This is a genomic window from Desulfobacter sp. (assembly GCA_028768545.1).
Taxonomy (GTDB): domain Bacteria; phylum Desulfobacterota; class Desulfobacteria; order Desulfobacterales; family Desulfobacteraceae; genus Desulfobacter.
This window is the reverse complement of sequence record CP054838.1, coordinates 4,547,860-4,572,112: the sequence shown is the minus strand read 5'-3', so window position 1 is coordinate 4,572,112 and position 24,253 is coordinate 4,547,860. Positions and strand designations below refer to the sequence as shown.

Annotated in this window: 20 protein-coding genes and 3 pseudogenes; 14 read left to right on the top strand and 9 right to left on the bottom strand. The window is 47.7% G+C overall.

Annotation, left to right across the window (positions count from 1 at the left end; genetic code table 11):
- The first annotated feature begins 255 nt into the window (after positions 1-255).
- Genes HUN05_22230 through HUN05_22220 form a run of 3 tightly spaced genes read left to right on the top strand, consistent with a single transcriptional unit; the run spans position 256 to position 2,207 of the window.
- Positions 256-930, top strand: a complete 675-nt coding sequence (locus HUN05_22230; GenBank protein WDP87510.1) for a FadR family transcriptional regulator — start codon at positions 256-258, stop codon at positions 928-930.
- Positions 927-1,724 (top strand): sulfite exporter TauE/SafE family protein, encoded by a 798-nt coding sequence (locus HUN05_22225; protein ID WDP87509.1) that lies wholly within the window; start codon positions 927-929, stop codon positions 1,722-1,724. The genes HUN05_22230 and HUN05_22225 overlap by 4 nt, the downstream gene beginning before the upstream one ends.
- 54 nt (positions 1,725-1,778) lie before the next feature.
- A complete protein-coding gene (locus HUN05_22220) occupies positions 1,779-2,207 on the top strand; it encodes a thioesterase family protein (protein ID WDP88189.1) in 429 nt (142 codons plus the stop codon).
- Between the two features lie 50 nt (positions 2,208-2,257).
- Here HUN05_22220 and HUN05_22215 read toward each other — a convergent pair whose 3' ends face one another.
- Positions 2,258-2,509 carry an RND transporter gene (locus HUN05_22215; GenBank protein ID WDP88188.1) on the bottom strand — a complete coding sequence of 84 codons (252 nt, stop codon included), beginning with the start codon at positions 2,507-2,509 and terminating at the stop codon, positions 2,258-2,260.
- A gap of 222 nt (positions 2,510-2,731) precedes the next feature.
- Between HUN05_22215 and HUN05_22210 the strand changes: the two genes are divergently transcribed.
- Positions 2,732-3,361 carry a TetR/AcrR family transcriptional regulator gene (locus HUN05_22210; protein WDP88187.1) on the top strand — a complete coding sequence of 210 codons (630 nt, stop codon included), beginning with the start codon at positions 2,732-2,734 and terminating at the stop codon, positions 3,359-3,361.
- Positions 3,362-3,486: 125 nt separating this feature from the next.
- Here HUN05_22210 and HUN05_22205 read toward each other — a convergent pair.
- Positions 3,487-4,658, bottom strand: a pseudogene (locus tag HUN05_22205) (IS4 family transposase).
- A gap of 189 nt (positions 4,659-4,847) precedes the next feature.
- Here HUN05_22205 and HUN05_22200 point away from each other — a divergent pair.
- The 4 genes from HUN05_22200 (at position 4,848) to HUN05_22185 (ending at position 11,106) form a co-directional block, all read left to right on the top strand.
- Entirely contained in the window at positions 4,848-8,111 is a 3,264-nt protein-coding gene (locus tag HUN05_22200; protein WDP87508.1) for a methylmalonyl-CoA mutase family protein, read from the top strand.
- Between the two features lie 53 nt (positions 8,112-8,164).
- A complete protein-coding gene (locus HUN05_22195) occupies positions 8,165-9,340 on the top strand; it encodes an acetyl-CoA C-acetyltransferase (GenBank protein WDP87507.1) in 1,176 nt (391 codons plus the stop codon).
- A 31-nt stretch (positions 9,341-9,371) separates the two neighbouring features.
- The gene (locus tag HUN05_22190; GenBank protein WDP87506.1) at positions 9,372-10,220 is read left to right on the top strand and encodes a 3-hydroxybutyryl-CoA dehydrogenase; all 849 of its coding nucleotides are present in this window, start codon (positions 9,372-9,374) and stop codon (positions 10,218-10,220) included.
- An 85-nt stretch (positions 10,221-10,305) separates the two neighbouring features.
- Complete coding sequence (locus tag HUN05_22185; GenBank protein ID WDP87505.1) at positions 10,306-11,106, top strand: aminopeptidase P family N-terminal domain-containing protein; 801 nt, start codon at positions 10,306-10,308, stop codon at positions 11,104-11,106.
- Between the two features lie 105 nt (positions 11,107-11,211).
- Here the strand turns inward: HUN05_22185 and HUN05_22180 are convergent.
- Positions 11,212-12,422 (bottom strand): annotated as a pseudogene (locus tag HUN05_22180) (IS256 family transposase).
- Between the two features lie 56 nt (positions 12,423-12,478).
- Here HUN05_22180 and HUN05_22175 point away from each other — a divergent pair.
- Together HUN05_22175 and HUN05_22170 are read left to right on the top strand one after the other, a co-directional pair.
- Positions 12,479-12,751, top strand: coding sequence for a transposase (locus HUN05_22175; protein WDP87504.1), 273 nt, complete (start codon positions 12,479-12,481; stop codon positions 12,749-12,751).
- Positions 12,752-12,903: 152 nt separating this feature from the next.
- A pseudogene (locus HUN05_22170) lies at positions 12,904-14,901 on the top strand (urocanate hydratase).
- Between the two features lie 30 nt (positions 14,902-14,931).
- On the opposite strand, the gene HUN05_22165 reads toward HUN05_22170, so the two are convergent.
- Positions 14,932-15,294 carry a helix-turn-helix transcriptional regulator gene (locus tag HUN05_22165; protein WDP87503.1) on the bottom strand — a complete coding sequence of 121 codons (363 nt, stop codon included), beginning with the start codon at positions 15,292-15,294 and terminating at the stop codon, positions 14,932-14,934.
- A gap of 99 nt (positions 15,295-15,393) precedes the next feature.
- Here HUN05_22165 and HUN05_22160 point away from each other — a divergent pair, with 99 nt between their 5' ends.
- The gene (locus HUN05_22160; protein WDP87502.1) at positions 15,394-15,603 is read left to right on the top strand and encodes a hypothetical protein; all 210 of its coding nucleotides are present in this window, start codon (positions 15,394-15,396) and stop codon (positions 15,601-15,603) included.
- A gap of 66 nt (positions 15,604-15,669) precedes the next feature.
- Here HUN05_22160 and HUN05_22155 read toward each other — a convergent pair whose 3' ends face one another.
- Positions 15,670-16,518: a uridine kinase gene (locus HUN05_22155; protein WDP87501.1), complete on the bottom strand. Its 849-nt coding sequence runs from the start codon at positions 16,516-16,518 to the stop codon at positions 15,670-15,672.
- Positions 16,519-17,065: 547 nt separating this feature from the next.
- Between HUN05_22155 and HUN05_22150 the strand changes: the two genes are divergently transcribed.
- The 3 genes from HUN05_22150 to HUN05_22140 all read left to right on the top strand — a co-directional run bounded on the left by HUN05_22150 (position 17,066) and on the right by HUN05_22140 (position 20,018).
- Positions 17,066-18,130: a branched-chain amino acid aminotransferase gene (locus tag HUN05_22150; GenBank protein ID WDP87500.1), complete on the top strand. Its 1,065-nt coding sequence runs from the start codon at positions 17,066-17,068 to the stop codon at positions 18,128-18,130.
- 122 nt (positions 18,131-18,252) lie between these two features.
- The gene (locus HUN05_22145) at positions 18,253-18,798 is read left to right on the top strand and encodes a helix-turn-helix transcriptional regulator (protein WDP87499.1); all 546 of its coding nucleotides are present in this window, start codon (positions 18,253-18,255) and stop codon (positions 18,796-18,798) included.
- A 65-nt stretch (positions 18,799-18,863) separates the two neighbouring features.
- Positions 18,864-20,018 carry an acyl-CoA dehydrogenase gene (locus HUN05_22140; protein WDP87498.1) on the top strand — a complete coding sequence of 385 codons (1,155 nt, stop codon included), beginning with the start codon at positions 18,864-18,866 and terminating at the stop codon, positions 20,016-20,018.
- 337 nt (positions 20,019-20,355) lie between these two features.
- Here the strand turns inward: HUN05_22140 and HUN05_22135 are convergent, their stop codons facing one another.
- From HUN05_22135 to HUN05_22120, 4 genes are all read right to left on the bottom strand, one after another.
- Entirely contained in the window at positions 20,356-20,637 is a 282-nt protein-coding gene (locus tag HUN05_22135; protein WDP87497.1) for a cation-translocating P-type ATPase, read from the bottom strand.
- A gap of 41 nt (positions 20,638-20,678) precedes the next feature.
- Positions 20,679-22,232, bottom strand: a complete 1,554-nt coding sequence (gene cadA / locus HUN05_22130; protein WDP87496.1) for a cadmium-translocating P-type ATPase — start codon at positions 22,230-22,232, stop codon at positions 20,679-20,681.
- Between the two features lie 11 nt (positions 22,233-22,243).
- Complete coding sequence (locus HUN05_22125; GenBank protein ID WDP87495.1) at positions 22,244-22,699, bottom strand: hypothetical protein; 456 nt, start codon at positions 22,697-22,699, stop codon at positions 22,244-22,246.
- A 310-nt stretch (positions 22,700-23,009) separates the two neighbouring features.
- Complete coding sequence (locus HUN05_22120; GenBank protein ID WDP87494.1) at positions 23,010-24,221, bottom strand: IS256 family transposase; 1,212 nt, start codon at positions 24,219-24,221, stop codon at positions 23,010-23,012.
- Between the last annotated feature and the right edge of the window lie 32 nt (positions 24,222-24,253).

The following is a 24,253-nucleotide window of genomic DNA, read 5'->3' as shown; positions in this document are numbered from 1 at the left end:
TTGGCCATCAGGCGGTACCATATTGCGGCGCCAAACGAGCGACGAGTGAGGTGTCTAAGCCATACTCCTCAGGGAGGGGCAAGCGAAGGCAACGCAGAAGATGGTGCTGTATGGTGGATCAGGGGCGCCAACTCACTCAGGGCTGAACCCCAGGATTCCTGCCCGGCAATTTTCCTTAAAAATCTGTTTTTATCTTGATTTTTAATTCAGAGTCGGATATTGGTTGGACCAATTTTATTGATTCAAGGGTGACAAATGGGCAAAAGCCATTTTGTTGAATTAAAGATTGTGGAAATGGTCCGAAAAAAAAAACTGATGCCAGGAGGCCGCCTGCCGTCTGAAAGGGCCCTGGCTGCTGAATTTAAGGTTTCAAGAAATACCATCCGCGAGGCCATCCGGGGCCTGGCTGAAAAAAAGATACTCTCCTGCCGCAGGGGATCTGGATCCTATGTGGCTGCCAATGCCGGCGATCTTGTTGCCGCCCGGCTGAAAACAGATCTTGAAAATCAAAAAAAGAGGCTGGCCCAGATTTTTGAAGTCAGAAAGATCCTGGAACCTGGTGTTGCCCGGAAAGCGGCCAAGGTCATAAGCTCCCGGGCCCTTGAAAAGATGGAAAAGATGCTTTCCCTGCAAAAAGCCGCCCTGGCATCGGGGCAGGATACCACCGAGTACGACAAAAAATTCCATGAAATTTTGGTTAAATCCACAAATAACTCAGTTCTCTGGTCCGTATTCACCGCCCTGACCGCCATCCTTGAAGAGAGCCGGAAGATGCAGTCAGCTGAGCGTGCAGGCCATTCAGTGGATTCTCACGTAAAAATACTGGCCTGCTTGAAAGCGCGGGATGGCCAAGGGGCCTACCAGGCCATGAGCGAGCACATGGACGGAGTAGAAGATATTTTAACGCGAATGATAGAGGAATCCAAATGACATATATTTTGTTGTATCTGGGGGTAGGGGGCATTGCCGGTGTATTGGCAGGATTTTTAGGAATTGGCGGAGGGCTGGTGATTGTTCCCATGCTGACCTTTATTTTTACGGCCCAGGGCATTGACCACGGGCTGCTTCTTCACATGGCGCTGGGCACCTCTTTGGCCAGTATTTTGTTTACCTCGGTGTCAAGCATGCGTTCCCACCATAAGAGGGGGGCTGTGGCCTGGAATGTCCTGGCTAAAATTACACCGGGCATTCTGGTGGGAACCTTTGGGGGCAGCTGGATTGCTTCCATGCTTTCCACCAACTTTCTCAAAGGGTTTTTCGGGGTATTCCTGATATACGTGGCCACCCAGATGCTCATGGGCATCAAGCCAAAACCCAACCGTGAAATTCCCGGAACCTTTGGAATTTTCTTTGCCGGAAATATTATCGGGGTGTTTTCCAGCCTTGTGGGCATTGGGGGCGGCACCTTGTCAGTGCCTTTTCTGGTCTGGTGCAATACGAAAATCCACAAGGCTATTGGCACATCAGCTGCCATTGGGCTGCCCATTGCCGTTGCAGGCACCATCGGGTATGTGGTCAACGGGCTGAATGTGCACGGGCTTCCCCCTTTTTGCCTGGGGTTTGTCAATCTCAAGGCCCTGGCAGGGATCGTGGCGGCCAGTGTATTGACCGCCCCCATTGGGGTCCGTCTGGCCCACAGCCTGCCCATTGACAAGTTAAAGCGGATATTTGCAATACTGCTTTATGTGGTGGGAGCCAAAATGCTGGGTTCCATCCTTTTTTAAATGATTCACCCGTATCAGGGTTTATTTTGGGGAAAAGGAGAAAATATGTCAGAGGTGTTTGAGGCCAAGTTTTATGCCCGGTGGGCAGATATGGATTTTAATGGACATATGAAAAATACTGCTTTTCTGGATTATGCAGCAGACTGCCGGATGCTTTTTTTTAAATCCAAGGGCTTTCCCATGGCCACCTTTGCCAAACTGCGTATCGGCCCTGTGGTGTTCAGCGACACCATCCGGTATTTTAAAGAGTTGTTCATGTACGAGCCTTTTTATGTCCGTTTTTTGCTGCAAGAGATTAACCTGGAAGGGTCCAGGTTCAGCATTGTCAACGAGATCTGCCAAATGGACGGCACCCTGGCAGCCCTGGTTGAATCCAAATCCTGCTGGCTGGATCTGGATACCCGGAAGATTATTTCTCCGCCGGATGATTTGCATGCGATTGTTAAAAACCTTGGGAAAACAATGGATTTTAAGGAAAATTAAACCCAAGGCCCAAGGGGGTATGCCTTGCAAAAAAAAGGGGCTTCCAGGACTTATGGACCCGGCGAATTTTTGATGCGGTTGGAGAATTTTTTTTGGGCCTGAAGACAGATTTTGACAAAGGCCAGACACCAGGGCAGGCCGTGGAAAATAAGGTCAAACCAATCGATTGGCCGTATCAGCCGGCCCTGGAAAACAAGGTCCAGCTTTTCAAATAAATGGGGCGGCGTAAAGGGGGTCAAGCCCGGAATGATGCATAAAAAAATAAGAAAATTCCAGTTCAATTTCCTGATCCAGGAAGCCATGGTCTTCATAAAATTCGTCCCAATTATGGGGGTTGATTTTTTTAATGCTGGGTATGAAAATAAATTTATCACTAATCTTGAGCCTTGTCCACCAGGGAGAACACCGCTGGGCCGGATAATTCCTTGACAATCGGGCATAACCATGTCAAAAAATAAAAGATCGAGCGCTCGTTCGAGATAATTTGCCAAACAATTAAGGAGTTACCCTTGGCACCCAAAAAAATGATTGTGAATAGCGAGGCTGAAGTTCCCACCCAGATCAAAAATCCTGAGCTTGTCCGGGAACGGCGGCGGCATATTGTGGATTCAACGGTAAAGCTGTTCATTGAGCATGGCTACCATAAAACCACCACCCGGATGATTGCCAAAGCCGTCGGCTTTTCCATTGGTTCCTTGTATGAATATGTCAGTTCTAAAGAAGACCTGCTCTATCTGGTCTGCAAGGCCATCCATGAAGAGGTGAAAGATGCGGTAGAGGCGGCATTGTCCGCAAGTTCAAAGGAAAAAGAACAATTGGCCCAGGTGATTTGCCAGTATTTTATCGTCTGTGATAAAATGGCCGATCATATCCTGCTCATGTACCAGGTCACCCAGTTTCTGCCGGATAAATGGAAGGAACGGGTTCTGGTCAATGAACTCAATATCACGGATATTTTTATCCAGACCCTGGCAACCATGTCAGGAAAACATAATTTCCCCGTACTGGATGAAAAGATCATCAACCTGGTGGGCCACAATATTTCGGTCATCGGCCAGATGTGGGCCTTTAGACGCTGGCATATGAAAAAGAATTTTACCCTGGACCAGTATATTTCAATTCAGACCGATTTCATCCTCGGCCTTTTGTACTAAGGCTCTTCTCAAAATCAAAAGCGGCTCCTCTTTTTTTCTTTTGAAAAAAAATCAATAAAAATAAAATTTGTATTTATTTTTTCAAGGATATATGCCACTAAATAGTGGATATCAGTGATGTCCGGTTAGGTTTTTGCTTGCTCAATAATTTTTTGATCTTTGACAATATTGTCCCTGTTTGAACTATGAGAGCCCTGCTCCTCGCAGCCAAACAGGTCATTTAGAATGGCGGTTCGCAGCTGCCGAACTCTTTTGATCGTGACCTTTTCATTAAACTGTTTTTGGTAATGGATTGCCAGTAACAGGTAAGTGATAAGGCCGCCAAGAATCTGAACCATAAGGCCGTATTCACTGCGGGCAATGAGATGATATACCTTCAGATGTTCTTTCCACCATTTGAAAAAATCCTCAATGGTCCACCGGAGTTTATAAATTGTTGCTATTTGTTCCGCTGTTAAATCATGCAACTGTCAGTTGCCACATAGTATTTGACGCCAGCAATTTTATAGCCAACAACCCGAACAGGCCTTTTCGTCTGGTTTTGATTCGGAGTACCAAGTTTAACCAGTGCATCATAAAAAATGTAGCTGTCGGAAGGGGTCTCGTGGTTATCAATAATTGTTCTTGTTGTCCTGGTTTTTATACGGCAGACAAAATGTTTGCCTTGCTCCTGAAGCAGGTCAAATTCTTTATGGGATTGATATCCACGATCCATAACACCTGTTTGCCCCTTGGAAAGTATTTTGGGAACAAAAGTGCGTTCAGCGCCGTTGCCTTCAGTCAAAAAGATTTTGTTTGGGATTCCGTGATTAATGTCAAATCCGCAATGTACTTTGGCTTTTTTACTTCCTTTTCTGTAGTTCGCCCAGTGCATTGAAAGGACTGCATTTATGAGACTACCGTCAATGGAAACCAACTCTCCTAACTCGGCGTGTTCACCCGGATGACACTCAAGAGCCTGTTTATAAAGATCCTCAAAGATAAATTGCAGTTGTTCGAGTCCCCTGTGATTGATGGCTTCACAGAAACTACTACGGCTGATACCACCGTCTGGCGCAATATTTTCTTTAGCAAAAACATTCTCCTTGAGATCCTGAATTAAATGTCGGGCAGACTTGTGCTCCTGAAGATGGAAATAAACCAAAGCATTTATCTGGTCTTCGAATGTCATTTTTAAAGGGCGGTCTCCTCGAGATTGTAATTCCGGTGCTTTTGAAAGTGACTTTATCAGAGGGCACCTGAAATTGTCAAAGTTCAGGGACCGTAGTTGTTTTTTAGGGACTGAGATGTGCGTCATTTGAGCTCCTTGAGTTAAATTTTCAAGGCGCACAAAAATTTTTACGCACATTTGTCAACACAAAACAGACTGTTTTTTTAATGATTTTAGATGCTTTTTATATGCAACAACCTAACCGGACACTACTGAGTGGATATAAACTTTGTTTAGTTTAGTCAAACTTTTCGGTATTATAAAGAAGGAGATGTTATGAGTACAGAACCTGAAGTATATGCCCCCCAAAATTCAGTCAAGATTGTAACTGCCACCTCCCTTTTCGACGGCCATGATGCGTCCATCAATATCATGCGGCGGATTCTTCAGGACACGGGCGCCGAGGTGATTCACATCGGCCATAACCGGTCTGCCAGCGAAGTGGTGGATGCGGCCATTGAAGAAGATGCCCAGGGCATTGCAGTCTCCTCCTACCAGGGCGGCCATGTGGAGTATTTTAAATACATGGTGGACCTTCTCCAGGAAAAAGGGGCCGACCACATCAAGATTTTTGGGGGCGGGGGCGGGGTCATCATCCCTTCTGAAATGGACGAACTGCACGCCTACGGGGTAACCCGGATTTATTCTCCCGAAGACGGGGCCAATATTGGGCTTCAGGGTATGATCAACGATATGGTTCAAACCATGGATAACCCTTGCGTTGATTTTGATCATCTGGATTATGACGGCTTAAACCTGGACAACAAGCGGGTAACCGCCAACTTCATCTCCGCGGTCCAGGAGGCCTGTGCCTTGAAAGATGGGCGTTTGGAAACGATTATGGCCAATATCCGTGACAAGGCCTCGGACAAAGAGGTCCCGGTGATCGGCCTTACCGGAACCGGCGGGGCCGGCAAGTCCTCCCTCACGGACGAGCTGATCAACCGGATTTTAAGGGATCTTCCCGAGGTGAATATCGCCATTGTCTCCTGTGATCCGTCCCGGCGAAAAACAGGGGGGGCCCTGCTCGGGGACCGGATCCGGATGAACTCCATAGAGACCGGAAGGGTCTATATGCGATCCCTTGCCACCCGGCGTTCCCAGACTGAGCTGCCCGAAGCCCTTGCCCCTGCCATTGAAGTGGCCAAGGCCGCAGGCTACGATATCGTCATTGTGGAAACCGCAGGCATTGGCCAGGGGGATTCCAGGGTGGTGGATCTGGTGGATCTTTCCGTCTATGTGATGACAGCTGAATTCGGCGCCCCTTCCCAGCTGGAAAAAATCGACATGCTGGATTATGCAGATATCGTGGTGGTCAACAAATACGAAAAAAAGGGAAGCGAAGATGCCCTCAGGGATGTGCGCAAACAGGTTCAGCGCAACCGCAAGGCCTGGAACAAGGATCCCAAGGACCTGCCGGTATTCGGCACCATTGCATCCAAATTTAACGACGACGGGATCACAGCATTTTACCATTGTCTTCTGGATCAGATTTCAGAAAAAAAACAGATTGAATACACCTCCTCCATCCCCAGGACCGGGATAAAGGAATCTTCCTCCAAAACCATTATCATCCCCGGGGAACGGACACGGTATCTGGCTGAAATTGCAGACACGGTGCACGAATACCATGAGGAAACCAGGGCCCAGGCAGATGCCGTTCGCCAGCGATGGCATCTTGAAGAGGCGATCAAAGCCCTTGAGGACAAGGATGTAAGCGAGCTTGACCAGCTCAAGGCGGCCGTGGCTGAGACAGACCGGCGGGTGGCCGGAGAGACCAACGAGCTGGTGGCCGATTTTGAGCAGTCTACTAAAATGTATCAAAAGGATGAACTGGTATACCATGTCAGGGACAAAGAATTCAGGCTGCCCTTGTATTCAAAATCCTTGTCCCATTCAAAAATTTCAAAAATTTCAGTTCCTGGGTTCAAGGATCCTGGGGAGCAGTATGCCTGGATGCGCAAAGAAAATTTTGCCGGCAGCTTTCCCTATACCGCCGGCGTTTTTCCCTTAAAACGGGCAGACGAAGATCCCACAAGGATGTTTGCAGGGGAGGGCGGGCCCGCGGATACCAATGCCCGGTTTCGACTGCTCTCTTCTGCCTATCCTGCAAAAAGATTGTCCACCGCCTTTGATTCAGTCACCCTGTACGGGTTTGATCCGGATCCCAGGCCGGATATCTACGGCAAGATCGGGACTTCAGGCGTGAGCATCTGCTCTGTGGATGACGTGAAAATTTTGTACGGAGGGTTTGACCTTTGCGCCCCCAATACCTCGGTTTCCATGACCATTAACGGACCTGCCCCCATGATGCTGGCCATGTTCATGAATACGGCCATTGCCCAGCAGACCGACAAGTTTGTTGAAGAACAGGGCAGGCAGCCCGATGATAAAGAAGCCGCTGAAATTAAAGCCTTTGCCATGTCCAATGTCCGGGGCACGGTCCAGGCCGATATTCTAAAAGAAGACCAGGGCCAGAACACCTGTATTTTTTCCATTGAATTTGCCCTGAAGATGATGGGGGATATCCAGCAGTTTTTTATAGATCATAGAGTGAGAAACTTTTATTCGGTTTCCATATCCGGCTACCATATTGCCGAGGCCGGTGCCAACCCCATTACCCAATTGGCCCTGACCCTGGCCAACGGGTTTACCTATGTGGAATATTATTTGTCCCGGGGCATGGATATCAACGATTTTGCCCCCTCTCTTTCTTTCTTCTTTTCCAATGGCATGGATCCCGAGTACACGGTGATTGGCAGGGTGGCAAGACGGATCTGGGCCGTGGCCATGAAATATAAATATGGCGGAAATGAAAAGGCCCAGAAACTTAAATATCACATCCAGACGTCTGGCCGCTCACTTCACTGCCAGGATATGCAGTTCAACGATATCAGGACCAGCCTTCAGGGGCTGTGTGCCATTTACGACAATTGCAACTCCCTTCACACCAATGCCTTTGACGAGGCCATTACCACCCCGTCGGCTGAATCGGTCCGCCGTGCCCTGGCTATCCAGCTGATTATCAACCGGGAGTGGGGCCTTGCCAAGAACGAGAATCCTCTTCAGGGATCCTTTATTGTGGATGAACTCACCGACCTTGTGGAAGAGGCCGTTTTAATGGAGTTCCAGCGGATCACGGAACGGGGCGGGGTACTGGGCGCCATGGAGACCGGATACCAGCGGGGTAAGATCCAGGAAGAATCCATGTACTACGAGTATCTTAAACATACGGGCAAGCATCCCATTGTCGGGGTGAACACCTTTGAAGACCCGGATGCCGATTATGCAGACATGGCCAATCATTTGGAGCTTGCAAGGGCCAGCGATGACCAGAAAGATGCCCAGTTAGAGCGCCTTGCTGAGTTTAAGGCCGCCCATGCAGACGATCAGGATCCGGCTATCGAGGCTCTCAAGCAAACCGCCCTTAACGGGGGCAACATGTTTGAGCAGCTCATGGAAACTGTGAAGACCTGTTCCCTTGGCACCATTACCCAGGCATTGTATGAAGTGGGTGGTAAATACCGGCGGAATATGTAATACAGATATTTTTTAATGATGAGTCAAAAACCCAATAAAGGAGATGATATCCTATGAATAAAGCCGTCATCGTCAGCGCCGTAAGAACCCCCCTGGGCAGTTTCGGCGGATCATTGAGCAAGATCGGGGCAACGGATTTGGGAGGTATGGTGATCAAAGAAGCCCTGTTGCGTGCCAAAGTTGAAGGTGAACAGGTGGACGAGTGCATCATGGGCCAGGTGCTGCCCTGCGGGTACGGTCAGAATCCGGGCAAGCAGGCCGTAGTCAAGGCGGGCCTTCCCTGGGAGGTGGAAGCCATCACCATCAACAAGGTCTGCGGATCCTCCCTTAAAGCGGTGATGCTGGCCGCCCAGGCCATTCAGTGCGGAGATGCCGATGTAGTGGTGGCCGGCGGCATGGAAACCATGAGCCGCGCGCCTTATTATATGGACAAGGCCAGGTGGGGACACCGCATGGGGCCGGGACGCATAGAAGACCATATGATCCATGACGGGCTCTGGGATATTGTCAATGATTTTCACATGGGCATGTCCAACGAACTCTGCTCTGAAAAGTGGGAGGTCAGCCGGGAGGATCAGGATTTATTTGCAGCCGAGTCCTATGCCCGGGCCAATGTGGCCGTTGCTTCGGGCCGGTTTAAAGATGAGATCATGCCCGTGTCCATTCCCCAGCGCAAGGGGGATCCCATCATTTTTGATACGGATGAATGCCCCCAGGATACCTCCTATGACCTTTTAGCCAAGATGAGACCGGCCTTTAAAAAGGGCGGGGTGGGCACGGCAGGCAATGCCTCTATTATCTCCGACGGGGCCTCGGCTGTTGTGGTCATGAGCGAGCAAAGGGCAAAGGAACTGGGGTGTACCATCATGGCCCATATCGGTGCCCAGGCATCCTATGGAATTGATATGAAATACGTGCTTATGGCGCCCATTTACGCCATCCCCAAGGTTTTGAAAAAACAGGGAATATCCATATCCGATGTTGACCTGTTCGAGGTCAACGAGGCCTTTGCAGGCACCTCTGCCGGTATTAACAAGGTTTTGGAACTTGATCCTTCAAAGGTAAACGTCAACGGGGGATCCGTGGCTTTGGGCCATCCCATCGGTGCATCCGGTGCCCGGGTGCTCACCACCTTGCTTTATGAAATGGAAAAGCAGGATAAGAATATCGGCCTTGCCTCCCTCTGCCTTGGTGGCGGAGAAGCCGTGGCCCTTGTTTTGAATCGTTAATCATAAATAGACTGCGAGGAGATATAATAAAATGGATGTAAAGACCTTTGGTGTGATCGGTTCAGGACAGATGGGTAACGGCATTGCCCAGGTGGCTGCCGCTGCGGGACTTGCTGTGATCATGAGCGATATTAAGCCTGAATTCTGTGAAAACGGCATGGCCACCATTGCAGGATCCCTGGGCCGTCTGGTGAAAAAAGAAAAAATCAGCCAGGCAGACAAGGATGCCATTTTAGGCCGGATAAAAACCACCACCGACCTTAGGGACATGGCCCAGGCGGATTTTGTGGTCGAGGCGGCCGTGGAAAGAGAAGACCTTAAATTTAAGATTTTCAGGGATTTGGACGAGATCTGTCCCGACCATGTGATTTTATCCACCAACACCTCTTCCATTCCCATCGGCAGGATTGCAGCCCAGACCAAGCGGCCTGACAAGGTCATTGGCATGCATTTTATGAATCCTGTGCCTTTGATGAAACTTGTGGAAATTATTAAAGGGATTGCCACCTCTGAAGAGACATTCAAGCTGACCTGGGATCTGTCTGAAAAATTCGGGAAAACCCCGGCTGAAGCCAATGATTATCCAGGCTTTATTGCCAACCGCATCCTCATGCCCATGATCAACGAGGCGGTTTTCTGTCTCTACCAGAGCGTGGGCAAGCCCGAAGATATTGACACGGTGATGAAGTTGGGCATGAATCATCCCATGGGGCCTTTGGCCCTGGCCGATCTCATTGGCTTAGACACCTGTCTGGCCATCATGGAAACCCTGTACGACGGGTTTAAAGATTCCAAATACAGGCCCTGTCCTTTGCTCAGAAAATATGTGGAAGCCGGCTGGCTGGGCAGGAAAACCAATAAAGGGTTTTATGATTATTAATCCTTGATTGACATTTCGCAATCGACTTTCCGGCAGCAGGCAAAAAAGAGTTTTGTCTGCTGCTGTTTTTTTGGGGGGGCATGTTATGGATTCTCCGTATCAGCAGCTGGTACCAAAACTTGAGATTGATCACAGAATAAAGGGCCTTCAGGCGATTTTGGCCCAAAACCAACTGGGCTGCGCCCTTATTGTCCAGAAGGCGGACAGGTTTTATTATACCGGCACCACCCAGCAAGGGTGGCTGTTTGTCCCGGACCAGGGAGATCCTTTGTTCATGGTGTTCAAGGACCTGGACCGGGCCGAGGCCGAATCCGGGTTGGAACATATTATTTCTTTGATGAGTCCCCGGCAGATACCCCAGGTGCTCGGGCAGAAAGGAATCCGTTTAAAAGGCCCCATGGGGCTTGAGCTGGATGTGATGCCGGCCAATACCTATTTGATGTTCAAACAGATTTTTGAAAATTTAAAAATTTTAGATATTTCTACTGACATCCGTCTTCAGCGGGCCGTGAAATCTGAGTTTGAGATTAATTGTATCCAACAGGCCTGTACCCGGGCTGACCAGGTGGCGGCCATGGTGCCTTCTCTTTTGACAGAAGGCATGACCGAGGTGGAGCTTGCAGGGCAGGTGGAGGCCTTTGCCAGGAAACTGGGCCACCAGGGGACCATCTGCATGCGGCTCTGGGACAATCATCTTTTTTACGGCCATATCATGTGCGGACCCGGGGCTGCCGTGCCGGGCGCTCTTTCTTCTCCAACCGCCGGGCCTGGCCTGAATCCCTTTGTGGGCCAGGGGCCGTCCATGAATCCCATTGTTTCCGGGAATGTTCAGAATTCTGTGTCACGGTTTCGGTTCCCGGATCTGCCTCAGCGCCAGCGGAAGTAAAAGTCAGGTCCGAGAATGGGCCTTCAATCAGCCACGTCGGAGGAGTTGATTTTTGCTGGAGTGGAGTTCCTGGAACCATCTTTTCCATCTGTAAATAAATCCCTATCAAATTCCCAGCTCTTTATCCAGCCGGCCTTCAAAGAAAATTGCCAACTGGGAAATTGTCAGTGACCAATTTTGAATCGGCATTGTCCATTTTTTACTGGCGTTCTGGATCCCCATGTAAAGCAGCTTTAACAGGCTGTCCTGGTTCGGGAATGATCCCTTTGTTTTGGTCAGTTTTCGAAACTGTCGATGCACAGCCTCAATGGTATTTGTGGTGTATATTATCCGTCGAATCTCTTCTGGATATTTAAAGAAATGACTGAGGCGTTCCCAGTTGTTCCGCCAGGATTTTATCACAATCGGGTATTTGTCATTCCATTTATTTTCCAAGATATCCAGTTCTTCTTCGGCCAGATCCTTATTGACCGCTTTATAAACACGTTTTAGATCTGCCATAAATTCCTTTTTATTTTTGGAACCAACGTATTTCAATGAATTTCGGATCTGGTGGACTACGCAGAGTTGAACTTCTGTGTCCGGGAATATGGTCTCAATGGCCTCGGGAAAACCTTTTAGACCATCAACACAGGCAATCAGGATATCTTTTACCCCTCGGTTTGAAAGGTCTGTTAACACCTGCAGCCAGAAGTTCGCACCCTCATTCTCGGATATGTACAGCCCAAGAACCTCTTTGCGGCCCTCGATATTCACCCCAAGAATTGTGTAAACGGCTTTGCTGGCGACCTTTCCGTTTTCTCGTACTTTATAATGTATGGCATCAAGCCATATGATTGGGTACACATTTTCCAACGGCCTGGCCTGCCATTCTTTGACGGTATAGATGATTTTATCGGTAATGGTGCTCAGAGTGGCATTTGAAATCTCAAGTCCATAGATTTCCTGTAAATGGGAAGCCATATCATTATAACTCATGCCCAGGCCGTAAAGGGCTATTATCTTTCTTTCAATTTCATCGCTGAGCGTTGTCTGATGTTTTTGACGATCTGTGGAGAGAAGGTTCCGGCCCTGTCACGCGGGGTTTCCAGCTCAAATTTACCATCCAGGGATTTAATGGTCTTTTTGCTTTTTCCATTACGGCGGTTGGCAGAAACTTCCTGCCCGAGATGGGACTCCAACTCTCCTTCAAGAGCAGCTTCAGCAAGATTTTTGATTAATGATGTAAGGACGCCGCCCTTACCTGTGAAGGGTTTACCTTCCTGGATGCCTTTAAGGGCTTTTTGAAAATCAAATTCGGTGTTTTCTTCGGTCATGTCAGTTCTCCTTATTTAGCTGAGTATATCAGCTTTCATTCAACTGACACAGAATTTTGAACGCCCTCGCTGAAAAGATAGTCAGCAATTGGATCAATCTGGCCAATATTTCCAAAATTCCAATGTTGATGAAATTTGCCAAGACCTTGGCTGTGCACAGGCAAAGAATCCTTTCATACTATGATTACAGGATATCTACAGGTCCTTTAGAAGGGACAAATAACAAGATAAAAACCATGAAACGGAAAGCTTATGGATACAGGGATTCGGAGTTTTTCAGGTTGAAACTTTTGGACCTTCACAATAAAAGGTACGCATTAATCGGATGAACCATAATGTTTCATTCAATTTGTAATTAAATTTTGTCTATAAAAGGCATTCTTTGTATTGAAATGCAAGACTAATGATTTTTACCAGGTAAAGAAATTTGGGCGGCTTTGATATTTCAGGAGATAAAATCAGGAATGCTGAATATGAAAAAATGAATAAAAGACATTCCTTGACACATGAATATGAAGATTGTATAAGCTTGTATATACAAGTTTGCTTTGACTATATTTTACCGGGCCTGACCCGGAATCAGACGGTCCAGGCCTTGAAAAATGCCCTGCGCTATGTGCCCAAAGTCCTTCATGAGACCCTGATTCCCGAATTCTTGGAGGAGCTTAAGACCCGGGGACGGATTTACGGGTACCGGTTCAGGCCCCAGGGAGAGATCCGGGCCAAACCCGTTCATGAATACAAGGGAAAATGTCTGGCAGGCAAGGCCATCCAGGTGATGATTGACAACAACCTTGATTTTGATGTGGCCCTTTATCCTTATGAATTGGTGACCTACGGTGAAACCGGTTCGGTCTGCCAGAACTGGATGCAATATCTTTTAATCAAAAAATATCTGGAAAACATGACCGAGTACCAGACCCTGGTCATGCAGTCAGGACACCCCTTAGGGCTGTTCAAATCTTCACCTGACAATCCACGGGTGGTGATTACAAACGGTCTGATGGTGGGGCTGTACGACAACCCGGAAGACTGGGAGATCGCGGTTCAAATGGGGGTTTCTTCTTATGGCCAGATGACGGCAGGCGGGTGGATGTATATCGGTCCCCAGGGCATTGTTCACGGCACCTACAACACCCTGCTCAATGCGGGGAGAAAAATGTGCGGCGTGGCAGACGGCAAGGATCTTTCAGGCCTTTTATTTGTTTCTTCCGGCCTTGGCGGAATGAGCGGTGCCCAGCCCAAGGCCGCCAAGATCGCAGGGGCGGTTTCCATTACTGCTGAAGTGGATTATTCAAGGGTGAAGACCCGCCATTCACAAGGCTGGGTGGATATTGTTTCCGATGATCTTGACGTTGTTTACAACACCGCCCAAAAAGCTGTGGCTGCAAAGGAAAATACCTCAATTGCCTATCACGGCAATGTGGTGGATCTGATTGAGTTTTTAAATGAAAAAGACCTTAAGGTGGATCTTTTGTCCGATTAGACCTCCTGCCATGTGGTCTATGACGGGGGATATTGTCCGGCCGGAATGAGCTTTGAGGAAAGGACGGATCTTCTGGCCCGGGACCGGAAAAAATTCAAGGCTCTGGTGGATGAAAGCCTTAAAAAACATTATGCACTCATTGAAAAGATTTGCCTTAAAGGCACCTATTTCTTTGATTACGGCAATGCCTTTCTCAAGGCGGTTTTTGATGCAGGCGTAGTTGGGGTGGTCAAAAATGGTAAAGATGCCAAGGACGGGTTTGTCTATCCTTCTTATTTTGAAGATATCATGGGACCGATTTTTGACTATGGATACGGCCCCTTCCGCTGGGTCTGCCTCAGCGGGGTTCCTCAGGACCTGGACAAGACAGACCAGGCCGCCATGTCCTGTATTGATCCGGACAGACGCGCCGAAGACCGGGATAATTACGTCTGGATCAGAGATGCCAAAAAGAACAAGATGGTGGTGGGGTCCCAGGCCAGGATTCTCTACCAGGATGCAGGGGGCCGCGTGGCCATTGCCCTGAGATTCAATGAAATGGTCAGGAACAAAGAGGTCTTAGGCCCCATCATGCTGGGCCGTGACCACCATGATCCAGGAGGTACGGATTCTCCTTTCAGGGAAACGGCCAATATCTATGACGGGTCCAATGTCTGTGCTGACATGGCCACCCATTGTTTTGCTGGAAATGCCGCCAGGGGCATGAGTATGGTCTCCCTCCACAACGGCGGGGGCACAGGGATCGGCAATGCCATTAACGGCGGGTTCGCCCTGGTCCTGGACGGCAGTGAACGCGTGGATGCCATCATCAAATCTGCCATGCTCTGGGATGTCATGGGCGGTGTGGCCCGGAGAAACTGGGCTGGCAATCCCAATGCCAGACAGGTGGCCATGGAATACAATCAAAAGAATCCCAACAATGATCAGATCACCGTGCCCCATCTGGCAGACGAGGCCTCGGTGGATGAGGCGGTGGGAACGCTTTTTCAGTAAAGGATGCCTTAAAGGACGCCTTGGCTGAGTTCATCCAAGGCGGGTCTTTTCCTGGAACATCCCAATGAATTTATTGAGTCTGTCTGCATTGGTCTGCATGACTTGAATCCACAGATCCAGGACTTCACGGCCTTCATCCGTGATGGTGTAGGTCCGTTTGGCAGCTCCGGCTTCCTTGGTTTCCCATTCCGATCTAACCAGATTGTCTTCTTCCATCTGCCTGAGATGGCGGTAAATCATGCCCGGCGGTGCTGTGCCCTGGATGAATCCGAATGACTGGATGGTGGAAATGAGTTCATATCCGTAAGAGGGGGCAGATACAAGGCCTAGAAGAATGGAGGCCTGGATATACCTTTCCTGGCGGCCGGATCCGGGTCTGTTTTTTTTTGACATATATAGCTCCTTGACATATATCCCTTAAGGATATATATATGAAATATAAAATATGGTCATTTCATACCATATTATTGTTTCCAATTAAAGGAGGGAACCATGAGCAAAATATTTGTCAGGGAAAGACGGAAAATAGAAAAAGGCGAAAAAAAGGCCAGATTCCGTGTTGTGGGTCTTAGCGGAAAAGAGGTGAAAATCTATACCAAACATATCCGGAAAAATGAATTGGAACTGATTGCAAAGGAGACTGGGGCCCAGATCATTTATCTGCCCAAACACGGCACTGGAAATCAGGACGGAAATATGTAGCGTTCACAAGGGGCCGGGCCGACTTTTTCTATCAGCCGGCCCGGACTTTAAGGTTTTTAGATATTTTTATTTGTGAATAATGGTGCCTACATGCTCTCCTTTTAATGCGGCCCTGATCTTTTCAGGATGGCGCAGGGCATCAATGACCTGGAGTTCTTTAAGGCATTTTGCATTTTTAAGCATATTTAAAATGGGCCGTTCAAGAATGAGATCGTCCAGGTCCAGTTCAATGAGATCATCAACAGAAATTTTATCGTAAAATTCAAGTTTCTCCTTTTTGCCAGCCTTTTTGGGATCTTTTTCATAGAGTCCTGTTTCATCTTTGAGGTAGATCAAAGATTTGGCACCGATATTTTCCGCCAGTAAAAAGGCGCCGCAGTCTGTTCTATGGGGCGGGATGGACCCGAATTCGGCAGGGTGTTCAAAAAAACCATAGGGAGGAATGCCTGTGGTGATGGGCAGATGGCCCTGTTTGCAGAACATGGTCAATTGTTCCAAATGATCCCCGTGACCGATCCTGACCCCGCCGTGTTTGGCCAAAAGTACTGACAGCATGACCGCATTCTGGGAAGAGACCTTATCCCCGAGTTTAGAGAGCACCCCTGTGGGCATGCCCAAGTCCACCCCGATGTTATACACATGGCGGGCCCTTGTGCCGCCCCCGGTCATGAGCAGTAATTTATGTTCATCTTTGAGGCGGATGAGTTCATCCACAATGGGGAAAATAGCCTTGGCTCCCCGGTCCATGATGCTTTGTCCGCCGATTTTCAATACATTGATATCCGGGTGCATCCTGAAGTATTCCCCGGATTCCGTGGTTTTTAAAAATTCTTTGCTGACCAGGGATTCGCCCAGCATGGGCGTATCAATATGCAGCCGGCCTTTGTCTTCTTGTTCCTTGATGAGTTTTCCCATGTTTCCCCCTTGAAATGGATGAATTTGTTTTTAATGCGAAATGAATTTTTAGATATTTTTATATCATAAGACAGGATTGGACTTTAATCAAATGTATTTGGGATTATATCTCTCAAGGACCCGGGATGAATTAAGGCGGACAAAAAATTTAACCTGAATATTTCATGAAATTTTAAGTATTTTGCCAAAAAGTTATATTATTACAATTGCTTGTGTCATTTTTTTTAGTCGTTTTCCATTATACAAAACCTCACCCTCCGGGCAAAGCGTTTTACCTCATCTGCTGGGTTACAGTCCGCTCGCAGTAAAGGACTACGGCTTCTCGGTCTGTGCCTTGCAGCTAAGGCAAAACCGCTTTGTGAAATATGTGGGTTAAGGGCCTAACGTTTTATTCTGTTTTTTTATTCATTTTCAGGGTAAAATCCCTTTGCTTTAACCTTTTGAATATCTTAATATAAAGTTTTGCAGATAACGCCTGTCCTGATTGGACAGGAAATGGCGCATCAATAATAATATCAAATTTAAGTTAAATGAAGATGGAGGCGTAATGGAGATAAAAGTAACCCGGGCGAACCAGACAGGAACCCGGCCCAAGGATGCTGACCTGGGGTTTGGTACGGTGTTTACCGACCATATGTTTGTAATGGATTATGAAGAAGGCAAGGGCTGGCTTGATCCCCGTATTGAGCCTTATGCCGAGTTCTCCATGTCTCCTGCTGCCATGATATTTCATTATGGCCAGGCCATTTTTGAAGGGCTTAAGGCCTATAAAACACCCGAGGGAAAAGTTCAGCTTTTTCGGGCAAGGGATAATTTTGCCCGGATGAATCAGTCTGCCAAGGGGCTTTGCATTCCTGAGGTTGATATTGATTTTATCATGGATGCCTTAAAACAGCTCCTTAAGCTCGAAGAAAAATGGATTCCCGAAACCCTGGGCACCTCCCTGTATATAAGGCCCTTTATCATTGCCACCGATCCCTTTTTGGGGGTAAGATCTTCTTATACCTTTAAATTTTTTATTATTCTTTCTTCGGTCGGGGCATACTATTCAGAGGGCCTTAATCCTGTGAAAATATGGGTTTCCAATGACCATGTCCGTGCGGTGCGCGGCGGGGTAGGCGAATTTAAGACCGCAGGAAATTATGCTGCCAGCCTCTATGCCGGAGAAAAGGCCAAAAAACAAGGGTATGCCCAGGTGCTGTGGCTGGATGCCATTGAAATGAAATATATTGAAGAGGTCGGGGCCATGAATATCTTTTTCATCGTTGATGATGAATTGATCACCCCCAGCCTTAACGGCAGTATTTTACCCGGCATCACCCGGTATTCTGTCCTGGCTCTGGCTGAAAAATGGGGCATGAAGGTCTCTGAACGAAAGATCAGCATTGAAGAAATTTTTGCGGCCCATGAAACAGGACATCTCACCGAGGTCTTCGGGTCCGGGACCGCTGCCGTGATTTCCCCTGTGGGTGAGATTCGTTACGGTGACAAGGTGATGAACATTGGCGACGGCACTCCGGGCAAGACCTCCATGAAATTTTATGATGCCCTGACCGCCATTCAATATGGAAAAGCCCAAGATACGGAAAACTGGATAGAGGTGGTTGATTAGTTCCTTATGGGACAAGGCGGCCAAGTGTTAGTATTCATATGAATTTTTAGACCGGAAGTGCTTTAAACCCGGCACTGACGTCAAAGATGGAGTTTGATCACCCTCAGACTATTGGAGATGAAATGGCTAAAAAGAAGACAATGACTCCCATTGGAAAACGGATCAGAAAAGCCCGGCTGGACAAGAAGATCAGCCTGGATACCATGGCAAATGAAACCGGATTATCAAAGGAATTCATCAAAAAAATAGAGAATGGTGAGCAGCGTCCCTCAGTGGGGACCCTGCTCCAAATTTCAAGAACCCTTCACCTGGATTCGGGATTTCTGCTCAAGGAACAAGAGGACACCCAGCAAGAGCGGTCAAATGCCTATACCAAACGGACAGATAACTATGCCTACACGCCTCTGACACCTGGGGCGGAAAACAAGCATTTAAAGGCCTTTCGCATTGTGGTGGAAGCCGGCGCCAGCCACGAGGGCGTCGGTTTTCAGCACGAGGGCGAGGAGTTTGCCTATGTGTTCGAAGGCCAGGTTGAAATCCAGGTGGGGGACCATGTCAATACCCTGAAACCAGGGGACTCCCTTCATTTCAATTCAGGAATCAAGCATGACTTGCGCAATGTGGGGCAAGCAGATGCCCAGCTCATTGTGGTTGTTTATGCGCCCTGATTTTTTGAATTAATTCATAGATGTATATGAGTACCGTTAAATTAGGTATTTGAGAAGGAGTTGATATGCTATTCAAGCTGACTGATGAACAATTGATGATCCAGAACATGGTCCGGGAATTTTCCCGGAAAGTGATTGCGGCCACGGCCAGTGAACGGGATAAAACAAAGCAATTTCCCGCAGAAAATTTTAAACAGATGGGTGAGCTCGGCCTTATGGGCATGATGATTCCGGAAGAATACGGCGGAGAAGCAGCCGACGCAGTATCCTATGTCCTGGCCCTGTCGGAAATTGCCTATTCCTGTGCCTCCACCTCGGTGGTCATGTCGGTACAGAACTCCATTGTCTGCGAAAGCCTGAATAAGTTCGGCACACCAGAGCAGAAACAAGAATTTTTACTGCCCCTGGCCTCGGGGGAGATTATTGGGGCCTTTGCCCTGACCGAGCCTGATGCCGGTAGCGACCCTGTGAGCCAGGACACCACGGCCGTCAGGGACGGGGATGATTATATCATCAACGGAACCAAGCGGTTTATCACTTCGGGTGAGAACAGCTCAGTGGTCCTGGTGACGGCTAAAACCGATGAAAGTATCGGCCATAAAGGCATTTCCTGTTTTATCGTCCCCAAGGGGACGCCCGGACTCGTTGTCGGGCATCACGAGGATAAGATGGGGCTGAGGGCTTCGGACACCACAGATCTCATATTTGAGAACTGCCGGGTGCCGTCCGTCCAGATTCTTGGAAAAGAGGGGGACGGGTTCAAGATCGCCATGTCAGGACTGGACAGCGGCAGGATCGGGATTGCCGCCCAATCCCTTGGGGTTGCCCAGGCCGCCTTTGATGCCGCCGTCAAATATGCCAAAAAAAGGAAACAATTTGGGGTGGCCATCACCAAGCACCAGGCCATAAGGTTTCAGATCGCAGACATGGCCACCCAGATCGAAGCGGCCCGCCAATTGATTTTTTCAGCAGCTTCCACCAAGGATCGGGGGGGAAATTATACCCGGGAGGCCTCCATTGCCAAGCTCTTTGCCTCTGAAATGGTCAACGAGGTCACGGCTCGCGCCATCCAGATCCACGGCGGATACGGATTTACCAAGGACTATGAGGTAGAGCGTTTCTACCGGGACGCCCGGGTGTTTACCATCTACGAAGGGACCAGTGAAATCCAGCGCATCGTGATTTCAAACAGCATCCTCAGAGACAAGAGAAAACCCTGATACTATCCTTTGTTTTAATCGGCATGGAAATATAGTTTTCCATGCCGGTGCACGGGAAGGTTTGTTCCCTTTCATTGGATTGGCTGTCAATCCAATGAAAGGGATAGGCTTTTTTTAAATCTATAGAAATGGAAAGGTCCCATAGAAAAACCTTAACAGAGTTGTAGCCATATTGTATTTTACGAAAAACAGCATTAATATTTCGGCCAAATTTCATGCATTGAGCGGGGTCTGACACGTCTTTTTCATACAGACGGAAGGCTTTAATCAAATCCGATATGATATCGTCCGGGAGTATTTTAATAAAAGATGTTCCCAACCAAAAGAGCCAATGGTTTCATTCATTTTCTGTTTTCATGAACGAGATAGATGCTGAGATCAGCACCACAGCGATAGACCCGATATTATGGGAAACTGCACCAAGAATGGGGGTTAAAAGACCACCCGCGCTTAAAATGATAGATATCAGGTTTATCCCCAAACTCAGGCCGATATTGAATTTAATGGTTCGGCTCATCCGGCGGCTAAGCTGAATAAGAAACGGAAGCAGGGCCAGCCGGTCATTCAAGAGAACGATATCCGCCGTTTCAAGGGCAACATCAGAGCCTCTAAGTCCCATTGCAATTCCAGCATCAGCTGCTTTTAAGGCTGGGGCATCATTTATGCCGTAGCTGCTTTTAAGGCTGGGGCATCATTTATGCCGTCTCCAATATAAACGAGCTTGCCGGATTGATAATTCTGAATGAATTTCATTTTTTCACCCGGTTTGAGCCTGGCGTGGTATGTTTCAATATGAATATCCTCTGCAATGGCTTTAACGGCAGGCTCATGGTCTCCTGAGATAACCGCAAGATCAAGGCCATTCCTTTTGAGCCTGTCTGTAACTTGCCTGGCTTCAGGCCGGGGCTGGTCAAAGATACCAATATGCCCTGCCACAATGGTATCGACCAGAACCGTTACAAAGGTCATCTCTCTGTTGAACAAGGGTGAGTCGCTGCAGGCTTCAACTCTTACCGATTTACCGTCAACCATACCGGATATACCCACACCGGTTTCATATTTAATTTTTTGGGCGGAAACGATTTGAATTCCAAAGTCTTTTGCCTTTTGTACAATGCCTGTTGCCAGGGGATGTTTGCTCCCCAACTCCACCCGGGCTGCCAGCTCAATAATTTTTTTCTGATCATAAGATGCCGTCTCAATCACTTCAACAACCTGGGGCGCACCTGTGGTTAATGTGCCTGTTTTATCAAAAAAAACGCCTTTGGCAGCGGCGATTCTTTCAAGGTATTGACCTCCTTTTACCAAAATTCCCGCCTTTGCCGCCCTGCCGATTGCAGCAACAGAGGTAACCGGACCTGCCAAAAGAAAGGAGCAGGGACACCCGACAATTAAAACAGCGATGGCCCTGTCTATTTCCTTGGTTAACAGATAGGTTAAAATGGCAATGGAAAGAATGAACGGGGTAAACCAGGCAGCATACTTGTCCACGATTTGTGCACTGTCCACTTTGGTCTGTTCGGCGGATTTAACCAGACCTATGACTTTACCGATGGTTGAATCCCGGCCGATTTTTTGAGCGGTTATTCTGATGAATCCATCCAGATTAAGGGTGCCGGCGCAGACATCATCTCCTTTATATTTGTTTGCGGGTATGGATTCCCCTGTTAATGAGGATTCATCCACAGCGGTTTGCCCCTCAAAGATTGACCCGTCAACCGGGATTACCTCCCCGGGTCTGACCAGCACATGATCGCCAATGGCTATTTGGGAAACAGGCGTTTCAATTTCATTCTCGTCTTTAAGTAAAATTGCCGTATCAGGGGTTACCTCTATCAAGCTTTGAATTGATTTTCTGGCATTATCACTGACGGCTTCCTCAATCATTGACCCGAACACCATGATAAAGCTGACCGTTGCCGCTTCCAGAAAATTTCCATTGGCCAGGCAGGCGATGATGGCAATGCTCACCAGCTCATCCACATTAATTTTCTTTTTCATGATCCCCTGAATTGCTTCCATGACAATAGGAATGCCGTTTATGGCAACAGAGGCCAGTAAAAGAGCCGTGATCACAAAAGGCATGGTGGTGTTTGATATTTTTGAAATTCCGAGAGCCACTGGAATCAACAGACCGCCTGTTGCAATTTTGATAAAGTCACTGGACTTGAAAATTTCTTTATACACACTTAAATCAGAATGTCTGCCTATCATTGAGAATACCTCTATTTTGGTTTGTAATCCAAACTGTCAAACAGCGACACTTGTCGATTGCAAATGGAAATTCCATATTCCTTGTTTAAGCTAAGGGTTTTGGGGCATTTGCCCAGGACCGTGAATTGATCCCCGGTTGCCAATTCAAAGGTGAAGAATCTACCAGGCCTCCTGAAATATGATTTAACCAACCTGGCTTTATAGGGTGACTGATGGTCAACAATAAAGTTTTCCGGTCGAACAAAAATTGTGATGCGTTTTTTTTGGCTGTCCAGGCTCACCTGATTACCGTTGAAACTTCCGATTTCTGTGGATACCACACCTGAAGGAAAAATCCATCCGTTTAAAAAGGCGCCTTCACCCACCAACTGCGCCACTTCCACAGAGGCCGGCTGGTAATATAGATTATCCGCAGTATCCCACTGAAGCAGTTTGCCCTCTTTGATAACACCAATTTTGTCTGCCATGGCAAACGCCTCATGTTGATTATGAGTTACCAAAAGTCCGGTGGTGTTAAATTTGGATAAAATATATCTGACCTCTTCGGACAGAGATTCCCTAAGGGCCACATCCAGATTCGAAAAAGGCTCATCCATCATCAAAAGAGGGAATGTTCAGAATTCTGTGTCACGGTTTCGGTTCCCGGATCTGCCTCAGCGCCAGCGGAAGTAAAAGTCAGGTCCGAGAATGGGCCTTCAATCAGCCACGTCGGAGGAGTTGATTTTTGCTGGAGTGGAGTTCCTGGAACCATCTTTTCCATCTGTAAATAAATCCCTATCAAATTCCCAGCTCTTTATCCAGCCGGCCTTCAAAGAAAATTGCCAACTGGGAAATTGTCAGTGACCAATTTTGAATCGGCATTGTCCATTTTTTACTGGCGTTCTGGATCCCCATGTAAAGCAGCTTTAACAGGCTGTCCTGGTTCGGGAATGATCCCTTTGTTTTGGTCAGTTTTCGAAACTGTCGATGCACAGCCTCAATGGTATTTGTGGTGTATATTATCCGTCGAATCTCTTCTGGATATTTAAAGAAATGACTGAGGCGTTCCCAGTTGTTCCGCCAGGATTTTATCACAATCGGGTATTTGTCATTCCATTTATTTTCCAAGATATCCAGTTCTTCTTCGGCCAGATCCTTATTGACCGCTTTATAAACACGTTTTAGATCTGCCATAAATTCCTTTTTATTTTTGGAACCAACGTATTTCAATGAATTTCGGATCTGGTGGACTACGCAGAGTTGAACTTCTGTGTCCGGGAATATGGTCTCAATGGCCTCGGGAAAACCTTTTAGACCATCAACACAGGCAATCAGGATATCTTTTACCCCTCGGTTTGAAAGGTCTGTTAACACCTGCAGCCAGAAGTTCGCACCCTCATTCTCGGATATGTACAGCCCAAGAACCTCTTTGCGGCCCTCGATATTCACCCCAAGAATTGTGTAAACGGCCTTGCTGCCGACCTTTCCGTTTTCTCGTACTTTATAATGTATGGCATCAAGCCATACGATTGGGTACACATTTTCCAACGGCCTGGCCTGCCATTCTTTGACGGTATGGATGATTTTATCGGTAATGGTGCTCAGAGTGGCATTTGAAATCTCAAGTCCATAGATTTCCTGTAAATGGGAAGCCATATCATTATAACTCATGCCCAGGCCGTAAAGGGCTATTATCTTTCTTTCAATTTCATCGCTGAGCGTTGTCTGATGTTTTTTGACGATCTGTGGAGAGAAGGTTCCGGCCCTGTCACGCGGGGTTTTTAGCTCAAATTTATCATCCAGGGATTTAATGGTCTTTTTGCTTTTTCCATTACGGCGGTTGGCAGAAACTTCCTGCCCGAGATGGGACTCCAACTCTCCTTCAAGAGCAGCTTCAGCAAGATTTTTGATTAATGATGTAAGGACGCCGCCCTTACCTGTGAAGGGTTTACCTTCCTGGATGCCTTTAAGGGCTTTTTGAAAATCAAATTCGGTGTTTTCTTCGGTCATGTCAGTTCTCCTTATTTAGCTGAGTATATCAG